This is a genomic window from Fontibacillus panacisegetis (assembly GCF_900102215.1).
Taxonomy (GTDB): Bacteria; Bacillota; Bacilli; order Paenibacillales; family Paenibacillaceae; genus Fontibacillus; species Fontibacillus panacisegetis.
Genome location: NZ_FNBG01000027.1, coordinates 58,268 through 71,162, shown reverse-complemented (window position 1 = coordinate 71,162; position 12,895 = coordinate 58,268). Strand labels below are relative to the sequence as shown.

Sequence of the window (12,895 nt, the reverse complement as noted above, 5' to 3'; positions counted from 1 at the left end):
TAAAGTGTTTGACTTGCTCATTTAGAAAAACTGACGAGAATTATTCATTCTCATTTTTATACTCACTCGTTGTTCAGTTTTCAAAGATCAACTTCATTTTTTGTCATCGCCTTCGTTCAGCGGCGACTTTTATAATATACCATAGAGTGCTAGGTTTTTGCAAGAGTTTTTTTAAAAGTTTTTTAGTTAACCTTTGTTACCCTACATGCTCTCCCATGTTGCTCTATGTATTCCGTAAAAGCGGAACGTTTCATAATTTATCATAAGCTGGGCCGTGAAGTCAAATCCAATTTTTACCTAATTTTTCGCTTGGGGTAAGCGTGCTTTTCTAGCATACTTGGAAAGCTCCTTGGAGGGGGCAAAACGTGCATACATTCTGAATATTGTTTTGTATCTACTGGCAATCGCATGGCGAATATCCAAATCCAATCGCTGGTCGCTCAAGTCAAGCAACATCTCATCAAGCTCTTTGCGCAATACATAATCTAATTCTCTGCATTCCTTCTCACTGAACAACATTCCCAACATAACATTAACAGCTCCTCTATACACTAAGTTCCGTTGACCTTGCAAGGACTATGCTCGATTTGGTCTTCTTGATGACTTGTTCCTTTGGACCGCTTTAATGTTATGCACACTTTCAGGGAAAAATATGACAACCTTATTAACGAACGAGATAAAAAGTAAGAGTACTCTCAATAACAGCAGCAACCAGAAGCAAAATGACAATCCAGAAAGCCCCTCTTCCCGCCGACCTCATAAAAGCTTTTAAATCAATCGTCCGCTCTGACGAGTCTCTGGCTCCCAATTCACCCAGCCCTTTCAAAACTAAGTAACCAAACTGCAGTCCAAAGCCTGAGGCTATGATAATTGCTGGAATCTCTATAATTCCGTGTGGAAGCAACCCTCGAACGATAAGATCGAATAAGTCCGCGCCTTGCGAAGCTGTCATCGCAACAACCCATCCCAGAATAACTCCGTTCATCAAAAGAAATATAAGCGGGATAACACCAAATATGGCTCCCATAAAAATAACAACTACACTTTTAATTGCATTGTTCAAAAAAATAAAGGTAAAAAAGCTGAGCTCCGGAATAGCTGTCTCAGACAATTTGCGACTAAGCTCCCGTATTTGCTCTACATCCCCTGACACCAGGGATACAAGTGCATCCGAATTTGCTGCTCCAAGAATAACTCCTATCGTAAATAACACAAAAGCTAAACCCATAGCAACTTTAAATTGCCTTAAGTCTTTTATAAACAACCGCCATGACAACATGAAAATAACCTCCTACATAGTTTTTTTGAACTCCCTCATCAGTAATAAATCAAAAAGGTACGAGCATAGAGTAGTACAAGCGGAACTAATTCATTCTGATGACGAGAGGGGCTATAAATCGATGAACAATTACTTCTACGTGCTAAGTGGAAAGAAAATCAAAAGGTTCTTCTTTGTCTTTACAGCAGCACTGTTTGCAGCTGGCATAATTTATGTGGAGCAGAATCACATCACTGTATTCTCCGAGGAGAGCAGTCCTGCGGCTATTTATAGCGTAGCGACCGAAAAAAAGGTAATTGCCCTTACCTTTGACATCAGCTGGGGAGACAAACGAACTGAACCGATTCTGAAAGTGCTAAAGGACAAAAATGTCCAGAAAGCAACCTTTTTTCTATCCTCACCGTGGACCAAAAGCCATCCGGATATTGTTAAAACGATTCAAGAGTCTGGATATGAAATCGGAAGTCACGGTCATAAGCACACGAACTACAGCGAACTTAGCGAAGAAGAAATAACCAAACAAATTAGTACAGCACATTCTATTCTAACCGATGTTACAGGAAAAACACCAAACCTGCTGAGATTGCCAAATGGAGATTTCGACCGTCGTGTCCTCAAAATCGCTGACAGTATGGGATATAAGGTAATACAGTGGGATACTGATTCACAAGACTGGATGAACAAAGGAACAGATGTTATTGTAAAAAGAGTAGTAGACAAAGCTCATCCGGGCGATATTATTCTGCTGCATGCCAGCGATTCTGTTAAACAGACTCATCAGGCCCTTCCAGTTATTATCGATCAATTGCGTCAAAAAGGGTATGAATTCGTTACAGTTACTGATCTGCTTGAGGAAGCATCCGTCAAGGGAAGTGAAGTACGTGATCAAGCATGGGTTCAGCAGCATATTGACGCTGCGGCAGGACTATAACCAGACATCTACCCAAATAATAAACGGATACTCCCATCAGACGGGCGGTATCCGTTTCGTTTATTGTTATGCTGTTCTAGGTTTCAATACGCGGTGCAAAATAAGAATCTGATACGCATTGCAAGCAATTAACGGCCCTGCAATCCAGGCTGTAGCTTCATTGACTCCAATTTTAAGCACTCCGACTGTCTCAACGATAGTCACAGCTATCATAAAAAACACGGTCGGAATCCACGCTGATGCATTCGTCATCTTAACTTTAAAGGAAGCAACAACTAAAGCGACAATTAGAATAATAATTCCAAGCAACATATCGGATTTGCCAGCCTGTTCCCCGCCTACAAACACTCGAAAAAACATCAATTCCAGCAATGCCAGCGAAGTAAGCACAATTTGAATATACTGCCATGTTCTTCTGCTAAACACACCTGTTCCCATGTAATTGACCATCATATAAGCGAAAAATCCCATTTGCGAGTATACGCTAACCATTATGCCTACACCAAGTAAAACAGCAATATTTACAAAGAAGTCGGCAGTTCCGTTCAGCGTGACCGTATCGGTCCATTGTAAGATCAGTCCGATGACAAGCGAGCCTGCGGCACCGACGACCAGGCTTGTCCAAAATAAATATAACCAGCTTTTTAAATTCAAGCCTACACCCCCATTATCGAAATATTTTACCAACGATTTTAATAAAAAACCATTGTTTTCGGTTGGATAATTCCTTTTTTACGACCGCATACTACAGACAGTAATAAGTACAAGGAGGAAGGAACCATGAAGTGGCTCGGGTATCGATGTTTTTTATGCATTTTATTAATTCTTCCGTTAGCGGCCTGCGGTTCTGAACAAAGCTCTTCCTCATCATCCGGAGGAGGATATAAGGAAACCAAATCAATGGTCATTGATATCTTAAAAACGGACGAGGGTAAAAAAGCGATATATGAAGCATTGAGCTCTCCTCAAAGCAGTTCAAGCAGCGGTTCGGAAGGATCTACCTCCGGATCTGAGGGATCTGGTTCATCAAGCGGTGGTGGAACTGGAATCAAGATGTTGATGACTCCTCAATCATCTGATCAAGTAAGAATGGCCGTTAAGGATACAATTACTTCACCTGAATATAAAAAAGAAATCGAAAAAATAATGACTGATCCTCGCTTTGCCGGTGATTTTGCCAAAGCAATCAATTCTCAGAGCAAACAGCTGCATTTGGATCTCATCAAAGACCCGACCTATCAAAAATCCATTAACGAAATGATGAAATCACCGGAAATGATGAAAATGTTCCTCGATTTGACGAAAACAACTGATTTCCGCAAGCAGTCGATGACAGTGATGCAGGAATCCATGCAAAGTCCAATTTTTAAAATGGAGGTTATGGAGCTTCTTAAAACCGTTGTACAGGAGCAGCTTGAGCCAAAGTTGGAGAAACCTAGTGGTGCTGGTGCTGGTGGTGGAGAAGGAGGAGGCAAAGGCGGCCAAAGCAGCAGTCAAGGCGAAGGAGGATCTTAAGGCAATCCTAAGATCCAACATAAGTATTGATATCGATTCAAAACCTTTGAATATGGCCAGAGTCTTTGTTTTGGCTTAACTCCAGCTTAACAAAGACTCGATGCCTCAGTTTTCGCATTTAGATATAATGCTCATGGCCAATTCATTATAAATGATTCCTGTGCTGCTCTCTGCTTTATATACAGAAGGTGAAAAATCCCGTTCCGAAATATGGTTGTCTGGTGCCCCAATAGGAATTTGAGCAAGAAGTTCTGAATGCAAAGTTTCAGCTAACCGTGCTCCACCGCCCCGCCCAAAGATGTAATCCTTTTGTCCGCAGCCTTTGCACTCGTAATAAGCCATATTTTCTACGACTCCAAGCACCTCATGTTCTGTCTTCAGCGCCATAGCACCAGCACGTGCTGCAACAAAAGCCGCTGTCGCATGTGGTGTAGTTACGATGATTTCACGGCTTTGCGGAATCATTTGATGTACATCAAGCGCGACATCTCCAGTGCCCGGGGGCAAGTCCAGCAGTAAATAATCAAGCTCTCCCCAGTTCACATCATTGAAAAACTGGCGCAGCATTTTACCGAGCATAGGTCCACGCCAAATAACAGGGTTGTTATCTTGAATGAAAAATCCCATAGACATAACTTTGACTCCGAATCGTTCAACAGGAATGATCTCTCCGTCTTCCACAACAGGAGCACTTTCAACCCCCATCATGTCAGGAACACTGAATCCATAAATATCAGCATCAATCAATCCTACACGTTTACCTTGCCTAGCAAGCGCAACAGCAAGGTTTACGGAAACTGTAGATTTACCTACCCCGCCCTTACCGCTGGCGATAGCAATAAATTGTACACCTGATTCAGGATCCAGAATGGATAACTGCTCAAGTCCAGCACCATGTCCTTTTAATTCACTTCGTTGTGAAGACTGTTGTTGATCAGGTTCAGTCCCTGAAGAGACACTAGTGGACAGTCCAGCCTCTTCACGCTCATGTTCGTAAGCTTCACGAAAACGAATATGTACCTCATGTACCCCGGCACTAGCCAGTCGATCACGAATCTCGCTTTCAATTGCCGCTTGCGTCTCCGTTTCTTTTTCAAGACAAACTACTGTAATCGATACCCGATCTTCTTTGATCATCAAATCGCGAATCCACTGCAGGTCCACTAAACTGCGCTCTAGTACGGGCTCAGCAATCGGACGCAATATGGCTTGAAGTTGTTCCTTCGTTAACAATTGACAGCACCTCGACTTCATCTCATCTTTGTTGAATGGTATGTCTTTAAGCTTCATCTATTATGACAAATATTATAGCATCACTTATTAATATCTGCTCCTTTTTTGCCCTTTTCTCCTGAGCTATAACGAAGAATGCCTTGATAGATTGAAGCGGCTACTTTCCGTTGATATGCTTCATCACCTAGCAGTGCCGATTCATCCGGATTAGATAAAAAACCAACTTCCACAAGTACTGCCGGCATTTTTAAAGTTTCCAGAAGATAAATAGATTTATCAGATTGTTTTGCAACCCGATCCGTATTTTCTAAATTTCGTTTAAGCTCTTCTTGTATCATCTCGGCTAGATTTATACTGTCCCCATTATTGCTGGAATAAAAGGTTTGCGCTCCACTCCATCTTGATGAAGGAACAGCGTTCATGTGAATGCTGACGAACAGCTTCGCTTGATGCTCCTCAATGAACCGAACACGACGTTTCAAATCCTGAGTCTTCCTCTTACTATAGCCCTTCGTATTCTCATCAGCCAGATCCTGATCCTCTTCTCTCGTCATGACCACAACAGCTCCTGACTGCTGTAAATAGTCTCGCAAATACAGGGAAACCGCCAAATTTATTTCCTTTTCAATAACACCTTGTTTGCTTACCGCGCCACCATCAGGACCTCCATGTCCAGGATCAATCGCTATAGTTACACCTGCAAGCGGCAGGCTCCAATATTTCCATACTTTTGTTGTTGGGATCTCATAAGCTACTATTCCTATAACAATCGCAAACAATCCAATGCCGAATATTAATTTTTTGATGCTGTTTAAAGAGATCCATACGGTGACCTTGTCCCTGGAACCCATAAAAAATCCACCTCCATCCCATAATGACACTAATCATCATATGGGACGAGGTGGACAAATATGACGTATAAACGTTAAATAACAACTTGATGGCTCATGCCTTCAATTAATACCTTAGCCACCTCAGGACGTGTAAATTCTGGCGGTGGGCATACACCATCACGCAATAAACCTCTAACCTTTGTTCCTGATAAAGTTAAATGATCCTCTTTCGAATGAGGACAGGTTTTGCTTGAAGCCATGTTGCCGCATTTCGTGCAAAAGAAGCTGTGTTCAAAAAATAGCGGGGATATTCCCAATTCCTCAGAAGTGAAGTTCGAAAATATTTCCTGCGCTTCGTACGTACCATAGTAGTCACCTACGCCTGCGTGGTCGCGACCAACAATGAAATGCGTGCATCCGTAGTTTTTTCGTACCATAGCATGGAATATAGCCTCTCTTGGCCCTGCATATCGCATCGCTGCCGGAAATACTCCTAGAAATGTACGATCCTGAGGATAATAGTTTTCCAGCAAAACTAGATAACTCTTCATCCGGACATCAGCAGGAACGTCATCCGACTTCGTCTCTCCGACGAGTGGATTCAGGAATAAACCGTCTACTATTTCCATTGCACTTTTCTGGATATATTCATGAGCACGATGGACAGGATTGCGAGTTTGAAAACCAACGACGGATTTCCACCCTTTCTCCTCGAACAAACGACGAGTCACCGCCGGATCATAATAGAACTCACCAAATCTTTCCGGCTTCGGACGATTTAATACCACTATAGAACCGCCAACATAAATTGGAGAACGCTCCATTAGCTTTTTAACGCCCGGATGCTCCAGGTCGTCCGTTTTAAATACCTTTCTCGCCTCTTCACCTTGATCAACCTTATAGATGCTGCCAATGTTGAGTAAACCATAAATGATGCCATCCTGCTCACCAATGAGAGATACCTGTTCACCAATCGTAAGATTCTTCGCCTCTTCCTCACTTATGGACAGCGTGATTGGAATACTCCATACCGTTCCGTCAGCCAATCTCATATGATCAACAACAGAATGGTAATCCTCTTCATTTAAAAATCCGGTTAACGGCGAAAATGCTCCCACTCCAATTAAATCCAAATCAGAAATGGTCCAGGTATTGATACGAAGTGATTTTAGTCCTTTAGCTTCGTCTAATAGTCTTTCTCTCTCTTCACCAGAAGCAATAAGATCTATAAGTGATCCGCCATGCGGTAAAATCGCCATTTCAAATTCTCTCCTTAATCTCGACTAGTTGAACTTACTTTATTACTTATGAAGACCACATTCGGTTTTATCAGAACCAGACCAACGACCCGCTCTAGGATCCTCCCCAGGCATAACAGGACGAGTGCAATACTCACAGCCAATGCTCGGATAATTCCGATCATGCAGCGGATTATAGATCACTTCGTTCTCACGAATATAATTCCATACATCCTCGCTAGTCCAACCTGCAATCGGATTAAACTTAACCAGTCCAAACTTATTGTCATATTCAATTTTTTTAGAATTAGCCCGAGTAGGTGCCTGATCGCGTCGAATTCCCGTAATCCACGCCTCATACTGCGATAAAATACGGGTAAGCGGCTCTACTTTGCGAATATTGCAGCATGCATTAGGGTCCGACTTCCAAAGCTCTTCTCCATGCTGAGCAGCTTGTTCCTCCGGGGTGATAAGTGGAGACACACGAACAAACTCGAGATCATATTTATCAGTGATGATATCCCGGGTTACATAAGTTTCTTGGAAATGAAAATCGGTATCCAGATAAAAAATATCGGTAGATGGACTAATCTTCTGCAGCATATCAACCAGCACAACGTCTTCAGCTCCAAAGCTGCAAGCAAAAGTAATGTTCGGAAACGTCTCGACAGCCCATGCAATGATTTCCTCCGGTGTAGCAGACTCCAATTCAACAGCTTTTTCAGCAATTAGCTTCTCTTTTTCAAGTAAATTCATTGTTCCACCCCTCAATTATGAAGAACTACCATAAATTTATACCAACTAAACAGATTAGATTTTAGTTAAAAGTATAAAGGATTCCTACGGTATGTCAATAAAAAAGACCTGAGCATTATGCTACAGGTCTTCATTATATTCAGGATATGAAAATTATTCCTCGATTTTAATTGCTTTTGTAGATGTATCTCCAACTTCCGCCATATCATCAAGGGCATATTCAACAAGCGCATGGAAGTTGTTCGACGATGTCGTTGCACCAGATACTACATCCACATCACCGATTAATTGTTTTTCGATCAGTTGCTTCTCAAGCTCTTCCGTATATTTTTGAGGATATGTCCCTGATTTAGGCTCCATCGCAGCTTTGTATTCCGCATCATCGGTCTTAAGCTTGCCTTCCTCATTAACATAGTTAAAATCTACGGATTCTATTTTGTTATCCTTTACAACCAATTCCACGAATGGTTTCCAGCCATGATCATCAAAAGCATCTGCCTCAACTTTATATGTCCCATCGTCATACAAATGCACGGTAGCTTCACTCGTGTCGCCAGCTTTTGCTTTTTCAAGAGCTGCTGCAGCCAATTCATTAAAGTTTCTGGAAGAGTGAGTTGCACCGGATACTACATCCACTTTATCGGCCACTTGTACTTTTACGAGATTTTCTCCTAACTGATCAAATGCTTCGCGTGGGGTCATTTTGTTTGCATTTTTAAACGCAGTAGTGTATCCTTCATCGTTTGTTCTCAATTTACCATCTTCATTTGTGTAGTCGTAGTAAGCTTTTTCCACCTTACCATCCTTAACAGTAATTTCAACGTACGCAATCCAGTTACGAACGTCTTTACGATCATAACTCGCCTTATACGTACCGTCTACATATTCGCCTTTCTCTGTGACAGCAGTTTGGTTACTATCAGCATTTGTTCCTTTATTGGCATCATTATTTGCTGCTTTATTCCCGCCACACGCGGTTAAAGCAGCTATAAGGAATACCATTGTCCCTATTAATAATCCTTTTCTCACTTCTTTACCCCCACTGAAAAATTATAATGTCATACGAAGTTTAACATTTACTGATATAAACTTAAGTGAAAACAATCACATATATTGTGAAAAAATACTCATGTCAGATCAAGATATCCCCCTATGCAAATCATAACCACAACTCCATTGATAACGTTCGCATCAGGTTGTTTTTTGTTTCGCAGGCTACGCGCGTGCTCAACTCGCTTAAACCACTAATAAAAAGCCCTCGGCCAATAAGGCCGAAGGCTGTAATTCTTTGATATCCAAAGAATATTAACGTTTCGAGAATTGTGGCGCGCGACGAGCGGCTTTAAGACCGTATTTTTTACGTTCTTTCATCCGTGGGTCACGAGTCAAGAATCCTGCTTTTTTCAGTGCAGGACGGAATTCTGGATCTGCTTTGAGCAATGCACGGGAAATACCGTGACGGATTGCACCTGCTTGACCAGAGATACCACCACCATGAGCGATGACGATAACATCATAGCTGCCAATAGTTTCTGTCAAAGTCAGTGGTTGTTTAACGATCAGCTTAAGAGTTTCCAGACCGAAATATTCATTGATATCACGTTTATTGATGACAATGCGTCCTTCACCCGGTACAAGGCGAACACGAGCTACCGAATGTTTACGACGACCTGTCCCATAGTATTGTACTTGTGCCATGAAACTGTCCTCCCTTTTAATTATCCGCGAAGTTCGTAAACTTCAGGTTTTTGTGCTACGTGTGGATGCTCAGTGCCAGCATAAGCTTTCAATCTAAGCTTCATTTTCTCACCTTGGCGAGTTTTAGGCAGCATGCCGTGAACAGCAGACTCAATTACGCGTTCAGGTTTAGTTTTCAAAAGATCTCCAGCAGTTGCTACTTTCAAACCACCTGGATGCATCGAGTGACGATAATATTTTTTGTTTTGAAGTTTCTTACCAGTAAGATTGATTTTCTCAGAGTTGATTACAATGACAAAGTCGCCGCCATCAACATGTGGTGTAAAACCTGGTTTGTGTTTACCGCGAATGAGTGCAGCAGCTTCGCTTGCCAAACGGCCCAGCGTTTTGCCTTCGGCATCAATGATATGCCATTTGCGCTCAACTTCGCTTGGCTTCGCCATATAAGTGGTACGCATGTAAAGATCCTCCTTCGTTCTCGTCCAAAATGATTCAAATGCTGAAAACGATCTCGCTCTTCGGGTCGCAAGGACTTTCAGCACATTTATCTTCGATCGTTCTTCATTTACTTGTTAGCATTTATATTACATTGTTGGTGTAAATCTTATTGGGGGCTGTGGGATAGCCATAAGAAAACACAACTTATATTTTACAGCAAGGAATATAATTGCGCAAGTATTATTTACAACAAAATCAGTTTAGTCAAACAGATCTCCTAATACGTCCATAACCGACTTTTTCTTCTTATAGTGATGTTTATTATATTTGCTGTATTTACTGTGTGAATTGTAATACGACGGGTTGTGTTGACTCTTATAACTTGGTTGTTGAACATGTCTTGTACCATAATGGGTAGTGTTACGATACACTGGTGCTGATTGGTATGCAGCCTCAACTTCACTAACCTCATGCAGCAGTTTTTCTAGTTCCCCACGATCCAGCCATACACCCTTACAATCTGGACAAACATCTATCAATACACCGTTCTTCTCCACTTCTCTCATACGAACATCATTACATACTGGACATTTCATATTCTTACGCCTCCCAGGTTCTCATGTAAGCTCTTGATTTATTACGTATAAAACGAAGCCTGGTTTCAGTAGAGTCTGTGTTAATCCATTAAGATTGCATCCTCGTATTCTACTTTCCACAACATAAGCCCTTTACTCTCTGCTGTAGGTCCAGCTGCCGCACGATCTCGTGCTTCCAGAACCCTCTTCATATCTTGAGGCTGTCGTTTACCTTCACCTACTTGCAGTAAAGTTCCCACAATAATTCGAACCATATGCTGTAAAAAGCCATTACCTGTCATATAGATGTGAATCACGCCTTGTTCGTCGCTTCCTGAATTAGCAGGAGAATGATCTACTTCGATCCAAGCATGATAGATCGTTCGAACATGACTAGCCTTAGTAGAATGTCGCGAAGCGAATGAGGTGTAATCGTGAGTTCCCGTCAATAAAGATAGTCCTTCTCTCATACCCTCGACATCAAGATGACCAGGATGATGGGTTTGATAATGCCGTTGAAATACATCTGGAATCCGATTTCCGTTAATCGTATAGCGATAAGTCTTCTGCTTAGCAGACCGTCTTGAATGAAACGATAGTGGAACCTCCTTAGCTGTAATTACCCTAATATCGGAAGGAAGACGACCATTGAGAGCCAGACGCCATCTTTCAATCGGAATTTGCGAATTCGTCTGAAAATGGAATGGCTGCTCACGGGCATGTACACCAGCATCAGTTCTGCCTGAACCGTGGATCTTTACGATTTCCCCTGTTAATCCCGCGATAGCCGATTCCAAATAATCCTGAACCGTGTTACCATCGGGCTGAGTCTGAAATCCAAAGTAATTGGTCCCATCATAGCTGACCGTCATCAGTATATTTCTCAAATGAACTCCTCCTCTCATGTTCATAGAATAATTAAAGCCGATAACAATAGAAAAACTCTCTTCAAGCTATGCCTTAAATGGCAAGCCGTCAGAGAGTTTAACTATAAGCGGAGAGTTCCCCCGCAATTAAGCCCGGTCTACCAATTCCAAGTAAACCATAGGCGCAGAATCGCCGCGGCGTGGTCCCAGCTTCATGATACGTGTATATCCGCCTGGACGTTCGGAATAGCGTGGTGCCAATTCCGAGAACAGCTTTTGGATTGCATCTTGTTGTCCGTCGATAGATTCGCGGCGAACATATGCTGCAACCTGACGACGAGCATGAAGATCTCCACGCTTTGCTTTGGTGATCAGCTTTTCAGCGATAGAACGAACTTCTTTCGCTTTAGCTTCAGTCGTTTGGATGCGTTCGTATAAGAACAGGTCAGTCACCAGGTCACGGAACAAAGCTTTACGCGCACTGGAATCGCGACCCAACTTTTGGTATGCCATGAGTTTTCCCTCCTTCGCTAGAACGATTCAAAAGAGATTATTCTTCTGCACGTAATCCTAAACCAAGCTCTTCAAGCTTCTCTTGAACTTCTTCCAAAGATTTGCGACCAAGGTTACGAACCTTCATCATATCTTCTTCCGTTTTCGTAGTCAGCTCTTGCACGGTATTAATACCAGCACGTTTGAGGCAGTTATAAGAACGAACAGAGAGATCGAGCTCTTCAATCGTCATTTCAAGAACTTTCTCTTTTTTGTCTTCTTCTTTCTCAACCATGATTTCAGCGTCCTTCGCTTCATCCGTGAGTCCCACGAACAGGAAGAGATGCTCGGTCAATATTTTAGCACCGAGACTTACCGCTTCTTCAGGTCTAATGCTACCATCGGTCCATACTTCAAGCGTAAGCTTGTCATAGTTGGTTACTTGGCCAACACGTGTATTTTCAACAACGTAATTGACACGAGCAATCGGGGTATAGATCGAATCGACGGGAATGACACCAATTGGTTGATCATCGCGTTTATTCTTATCTGCCTGAACATAACCACGACCACGGCCCGCATATATGCGCATATGAAGTCTAGAACCTGGTTCAAGAGTTGCAATGTGCAAATCTGGGTTCAAAATCTCCACATCACTATCCGCACGAATATCTCCTGCCGTAATGACTCCTTCGCCTTCAGCATCAATTTCGAGAATTTTCTCTTCATCGGAATGGATTTTAAGCGAAAGTGCCTTCAGATTCAGAATGATCTCCGTAACGTCTTCCATTACACCCGGGATTGTCGCAAATTCATGCAGAACACCATCGATTTGGACCGAGGTTACCGCTGCACCAGGTAGAGAAGAGAGCAAAATTCGGCGAAGCGAGTTACCGAGTGTGGTTCCATACCCACGCTCGAGCGGTTCTACTACAAATTTCCCATAGGTGCCTTCATCGTTAACTTCTACGGTCTCAATTTTCGGCTTTTCGATTTCTATCACGAAATTACCCCTCCTTCAAAACGTCTTCCTTCAAAAAC

The 12,895-nt window shown here is 42.4% G+C and carries 16 protein-coding genes; 2 read left to right on the top strand and 14 right to left on the bottom strand.

What is annotated here, in order from left to right; translation table 11 throughout:
* Positions 1 to 297: 297 nt before the first annotated feature.
* Positions 298 to 528, bottom strand: a complete 231-nt coding sequence (locus tag BLS49_RS19200) for a hypothetical protein (protein WP_091234609.1) — start codon at positions 526 to 528, stop codon at positions 298 to 300.
* Between the two features lie 136 nt (positions 529 to 664).
* Positions 665 to 1,279: a stage II sporulation protein M gene (locus BLS49_RS19195; protein ID WP_245742565.1), complete on the bottom strand. Its 615-nt coding sequence runs from the start codon at positions 1,277 to 1,279 to the stop codon at positions 665 to 667.
* 121 nt (positions 1,280 to 1,400) lie between these two features.
* Between BLS49_RS19195 and pdaB the strand changes: the two genes are divergently transcribed.
* Positions 1,401 to 2,210: a polysaccharide deacetylase family sporulation protein PdaB gene (pdaB, locus tag BLS49_RS19190; protein ID WP_091234606.1), complete on the top strand. Its 810-nt coding sequence runs from the start codon at positions 1,401 to 1,403 to the stop codon at positions 2,208 to 2,210.
* 66 nt (positions 2,211 to 2,276) lie between these two features.
* Here the strand turns inward: pdaB and BLS49_RS19185 are convergent, their stop codons facing one another.
* Positions 2,277 to 2,864 carry a KinB-signaling pathway activation protein gene (locus BLS49_RS19185; RefSeq protein ID WP_091234603.1) on the bottom strand — a complete coding sequence of 196 codons (588 nt, stop codon included), beginning with the start codon at positions 2,862 to 2,864 and terminating at the stop codon, positions 2,277 to 2,279.
* 126 nt (positions 2,865 to 2,990) lie between these two features.
* On the opposite strand from BLS49_RS19185, the gene gerD reads away from it, so the two are divergent.
* Positions 2,991 to 3,725, top strand: a complete 735-nt coding sequence (gerD, locus tag BLS49_RS19180; RefSeq protein WP_091234599.1) for a spore germination lipoprotein GerD — start codon at positions 2,991 to 2,993, stop codon at positions 3,723 to 3,725.
* A gap of 105 nt (positions 3,726 to 3,830) precedes the next feature.
* On the opposite strand, the gene BLS49_RS19175 is transcribed toward gerD, so the two are convergent.
* From BLS49_RS19175 to BLS49_RS19125, 11 genes are all read right to left on the bottom strand, one after another.
* A complete protein-coding gene (locus BLS49_RS19175) occupies positions 3,831 to 4,958 on the bottom strand; it encodes an Mrp/NBP35 family ATP-binding protein (RefSeq protein WP_091234596.1) in 1,128 nt (375 codons plus the stop codon).
* Positions 4,959 to 5,038: 80 nt separating this feature from the next.
* The gene (gene cwlD / locus BLS49_RS19170) at positions 5,039 to 5,809 is read right to left on the bottom strand and encodes an N-acetylmuramoyl-L-alanine amidase CwlD (protein ID WP_091234593.1); all 771 of its coding nucleotides are present in this window, start codon (positions 5,807 to 5,809) and stop codon (positions 5,039 to 5,041) included.
* 74 nt (positions 5,810 to 5,883) lie between these two features.
* Positions 5,884 to 7,050 (bottom strand): sulfate adenylyltransferase, encoded by a 1,167-nt coding sequence (sat, locus tag BLS49_RS19165; RefSeq protein WP_091234590.1) that lies wholly within the window; start codon positions 7,048 to 7,050, stop codon positions 5,884 to 5,886.
* A 42-nt stretch (positions 7,051 to 7,092) separates the two neighbouring features.
* The gene (locus BLS49_RS19160) at positions 7,093 to 7,785 is read right to left on the bottom strand and encodes a phosphoadenylyl-sulfate reductase (RefSeq protein ID WP_091234586.1); all 693 of its coding nucleotides are present in this window, start codon (positions 7,783 to 7,785) and stop codon (positions 7,093 to 7,095) included.
* A 153-nt stretch (positions 7,786 to 7,938) separates the two neighbouring features.
* A complete protein-coding gene (locus BLS49_RS19155; protein ID WP_091234583.1) occupies positions 7,939 to 8,814 on the bottom strand; it encodes an FMN-binding protein in 876 nt (291 codons plus the stop codon).
* A 276-nt stretch (positions 8,815 to 9,090) separates the two neighbouring features.
* A complete protein-coding gene (gene rpsI / locus BLS49_RS19150) occupies positions 9,091 to 9,483 on the bottom strand; it encodes a 30S ribosomal protein S9 (RefSeq protein WP_091234580.1) in 393 nt (130 codons plus the stop codon).
* Positions 9,484 to 9,503: 20 nt separating this feature from the next.
* Entirely contained in the window at positions 9,504 to 9,941 is a 438-nt protein-coding gene (gene rplM, locus BLS49_RS19145; RefSeq protein WP_091234577.1) for a 50S ribosomal protein L13, read from the bottom strand.
* A 240-nt stretch (positions 9,942 to 10,181) separates the two neighbouring features.
* Entirely contained in the window at positions 10,182 to 10,517 is a 336-nt protein-coding gene (locus BLS49_RS19140; RefSeq protein WP_091234574.1) for a TFIIB-type zinc ribbon-containing protein, read from the bottom strand.
* An 80-nt stretch (positions 10,518 to 10,597) separates the two neighbouring features.
* Complete coding sequence (truA, locus tag BLS49_RS19135) at positions 10,598 to 11,383, bottom strand: tRNA pseudouridine(38-40) synthase TruA (protein WP_091234572.1); 786 nt, start codon at positions 11,381 to 11,383, stop codon at positions 10,598 to 10,600.
* Between the two features lie 126 nt (positions 11,384 to 11,509).
* Positions 11,510 to 11,875: a 50S ribosomal protein L17 gene (gene rplQ, locus BLS49_RS19130; protein ID WP_091234569.1), complete on the bottom strand. Its 366-nt coding sequence runs from the start codon at positions 11,873 to 11,875 to the stop codon at positions 11,510 to 11,512.
* 37 nt (positions 11,876 to 11,912) lie between these two features.
* Complete coding sequence (locus tag BLS49_RS19125) at positions 11,913 to 12,857, bottom strand: DNA-directed RNA polymerase subunit alpha (RefSeq protein WP_091234565.1); 945 nt, start codon at positions 12,855 to 12,857, stop codon at positions 11,913 to 11,915.
* Positions 12,858 to 12,895 lie beyond the last annotated feature (38 nt).

What these genes read in the sequence shown, in the direction of transcription:
- BLS49_RS19200 (WP_091234609.1), bottom strand. Translation starts at nt 528, where the DNA reads ATGTTGGGAATGTTGTTCAGTGAGAAGGAATGCAGAGAATTAGATTAT.
- BLS49_RS19195 (WP_245742565.1), bottom strand. Translation starts at nt 1,279, where the DNA reads ATGTTGTCATGGCGGTTGTTTATAAAAGACTTAAGGCAATTTAAAGTT.
- pdaB (WP_091234606.1), top strand. Translation starts at nt 1,401, where the DNA reads ATGAACAATTACTTCTACGTGCTAAGTGGAAAGAAAATCAAAAGGTTC.
- gerD (WP_091234599.1), top strand. Translation starts at nt 2,991, where the DNA reads ATGAAGTGGCTCGGGTATCGATGTTTTTTATGCATTTTATTAATTCTT.
- cwlD (WP_091234593.1), bottom strand. Translation starts at nt 5,809, where the DNA reads ATGGGTTCCAGGGACAAGGTCACCGTATGGATCTCTTTAAACAGCATC.
- sat (WP_091234590.1), bottom strand. Translation starts at nt 7,050, where the DNA reads ATGGCGATTTTACCGCATGGCGGATCACTTATAGATCTTATTGCTTCT.
- BLS49_RS19160 (WP_091234586.1), bottom strand. Translation starts at nt 7,785, where the DNA reads ATGAATTTACTTGAAAAAGAGAAGCTAATTGCTGAAAAAGCTGTTGAA.
- rpsI (WP_091234580.1), bottom strand. Translation starts at nt 9,483, where the DNA reads ATGGCACAAGTACAATACTATGGGACAGGTCGTCGTAAACATTCGGTA.
- rplM (WP_091234577.1), bottom strand. Translation starts at nt 9,941, where the DNA reads ATGCGTACCACTTATATGGCGAAGCCAAGCGAAGTTGAGCGCAAATGG.
- BLS49_RS19140 (WP_091234574.1), bottom strand. Translation starts at nt 10,517, where the DNA reads ATGAAATGTCCAGTATGTAATGATGTTCGTATGAGAGAAGTGGAGAAG.
- rplQ (WP_091234569.1), bottom strand. Translation starts at nt 11,875, where the DNA reads ATGGCATACCAAAAGTTGGGTCGCGATTCCAGTGCGCGTAAAGCTTTG.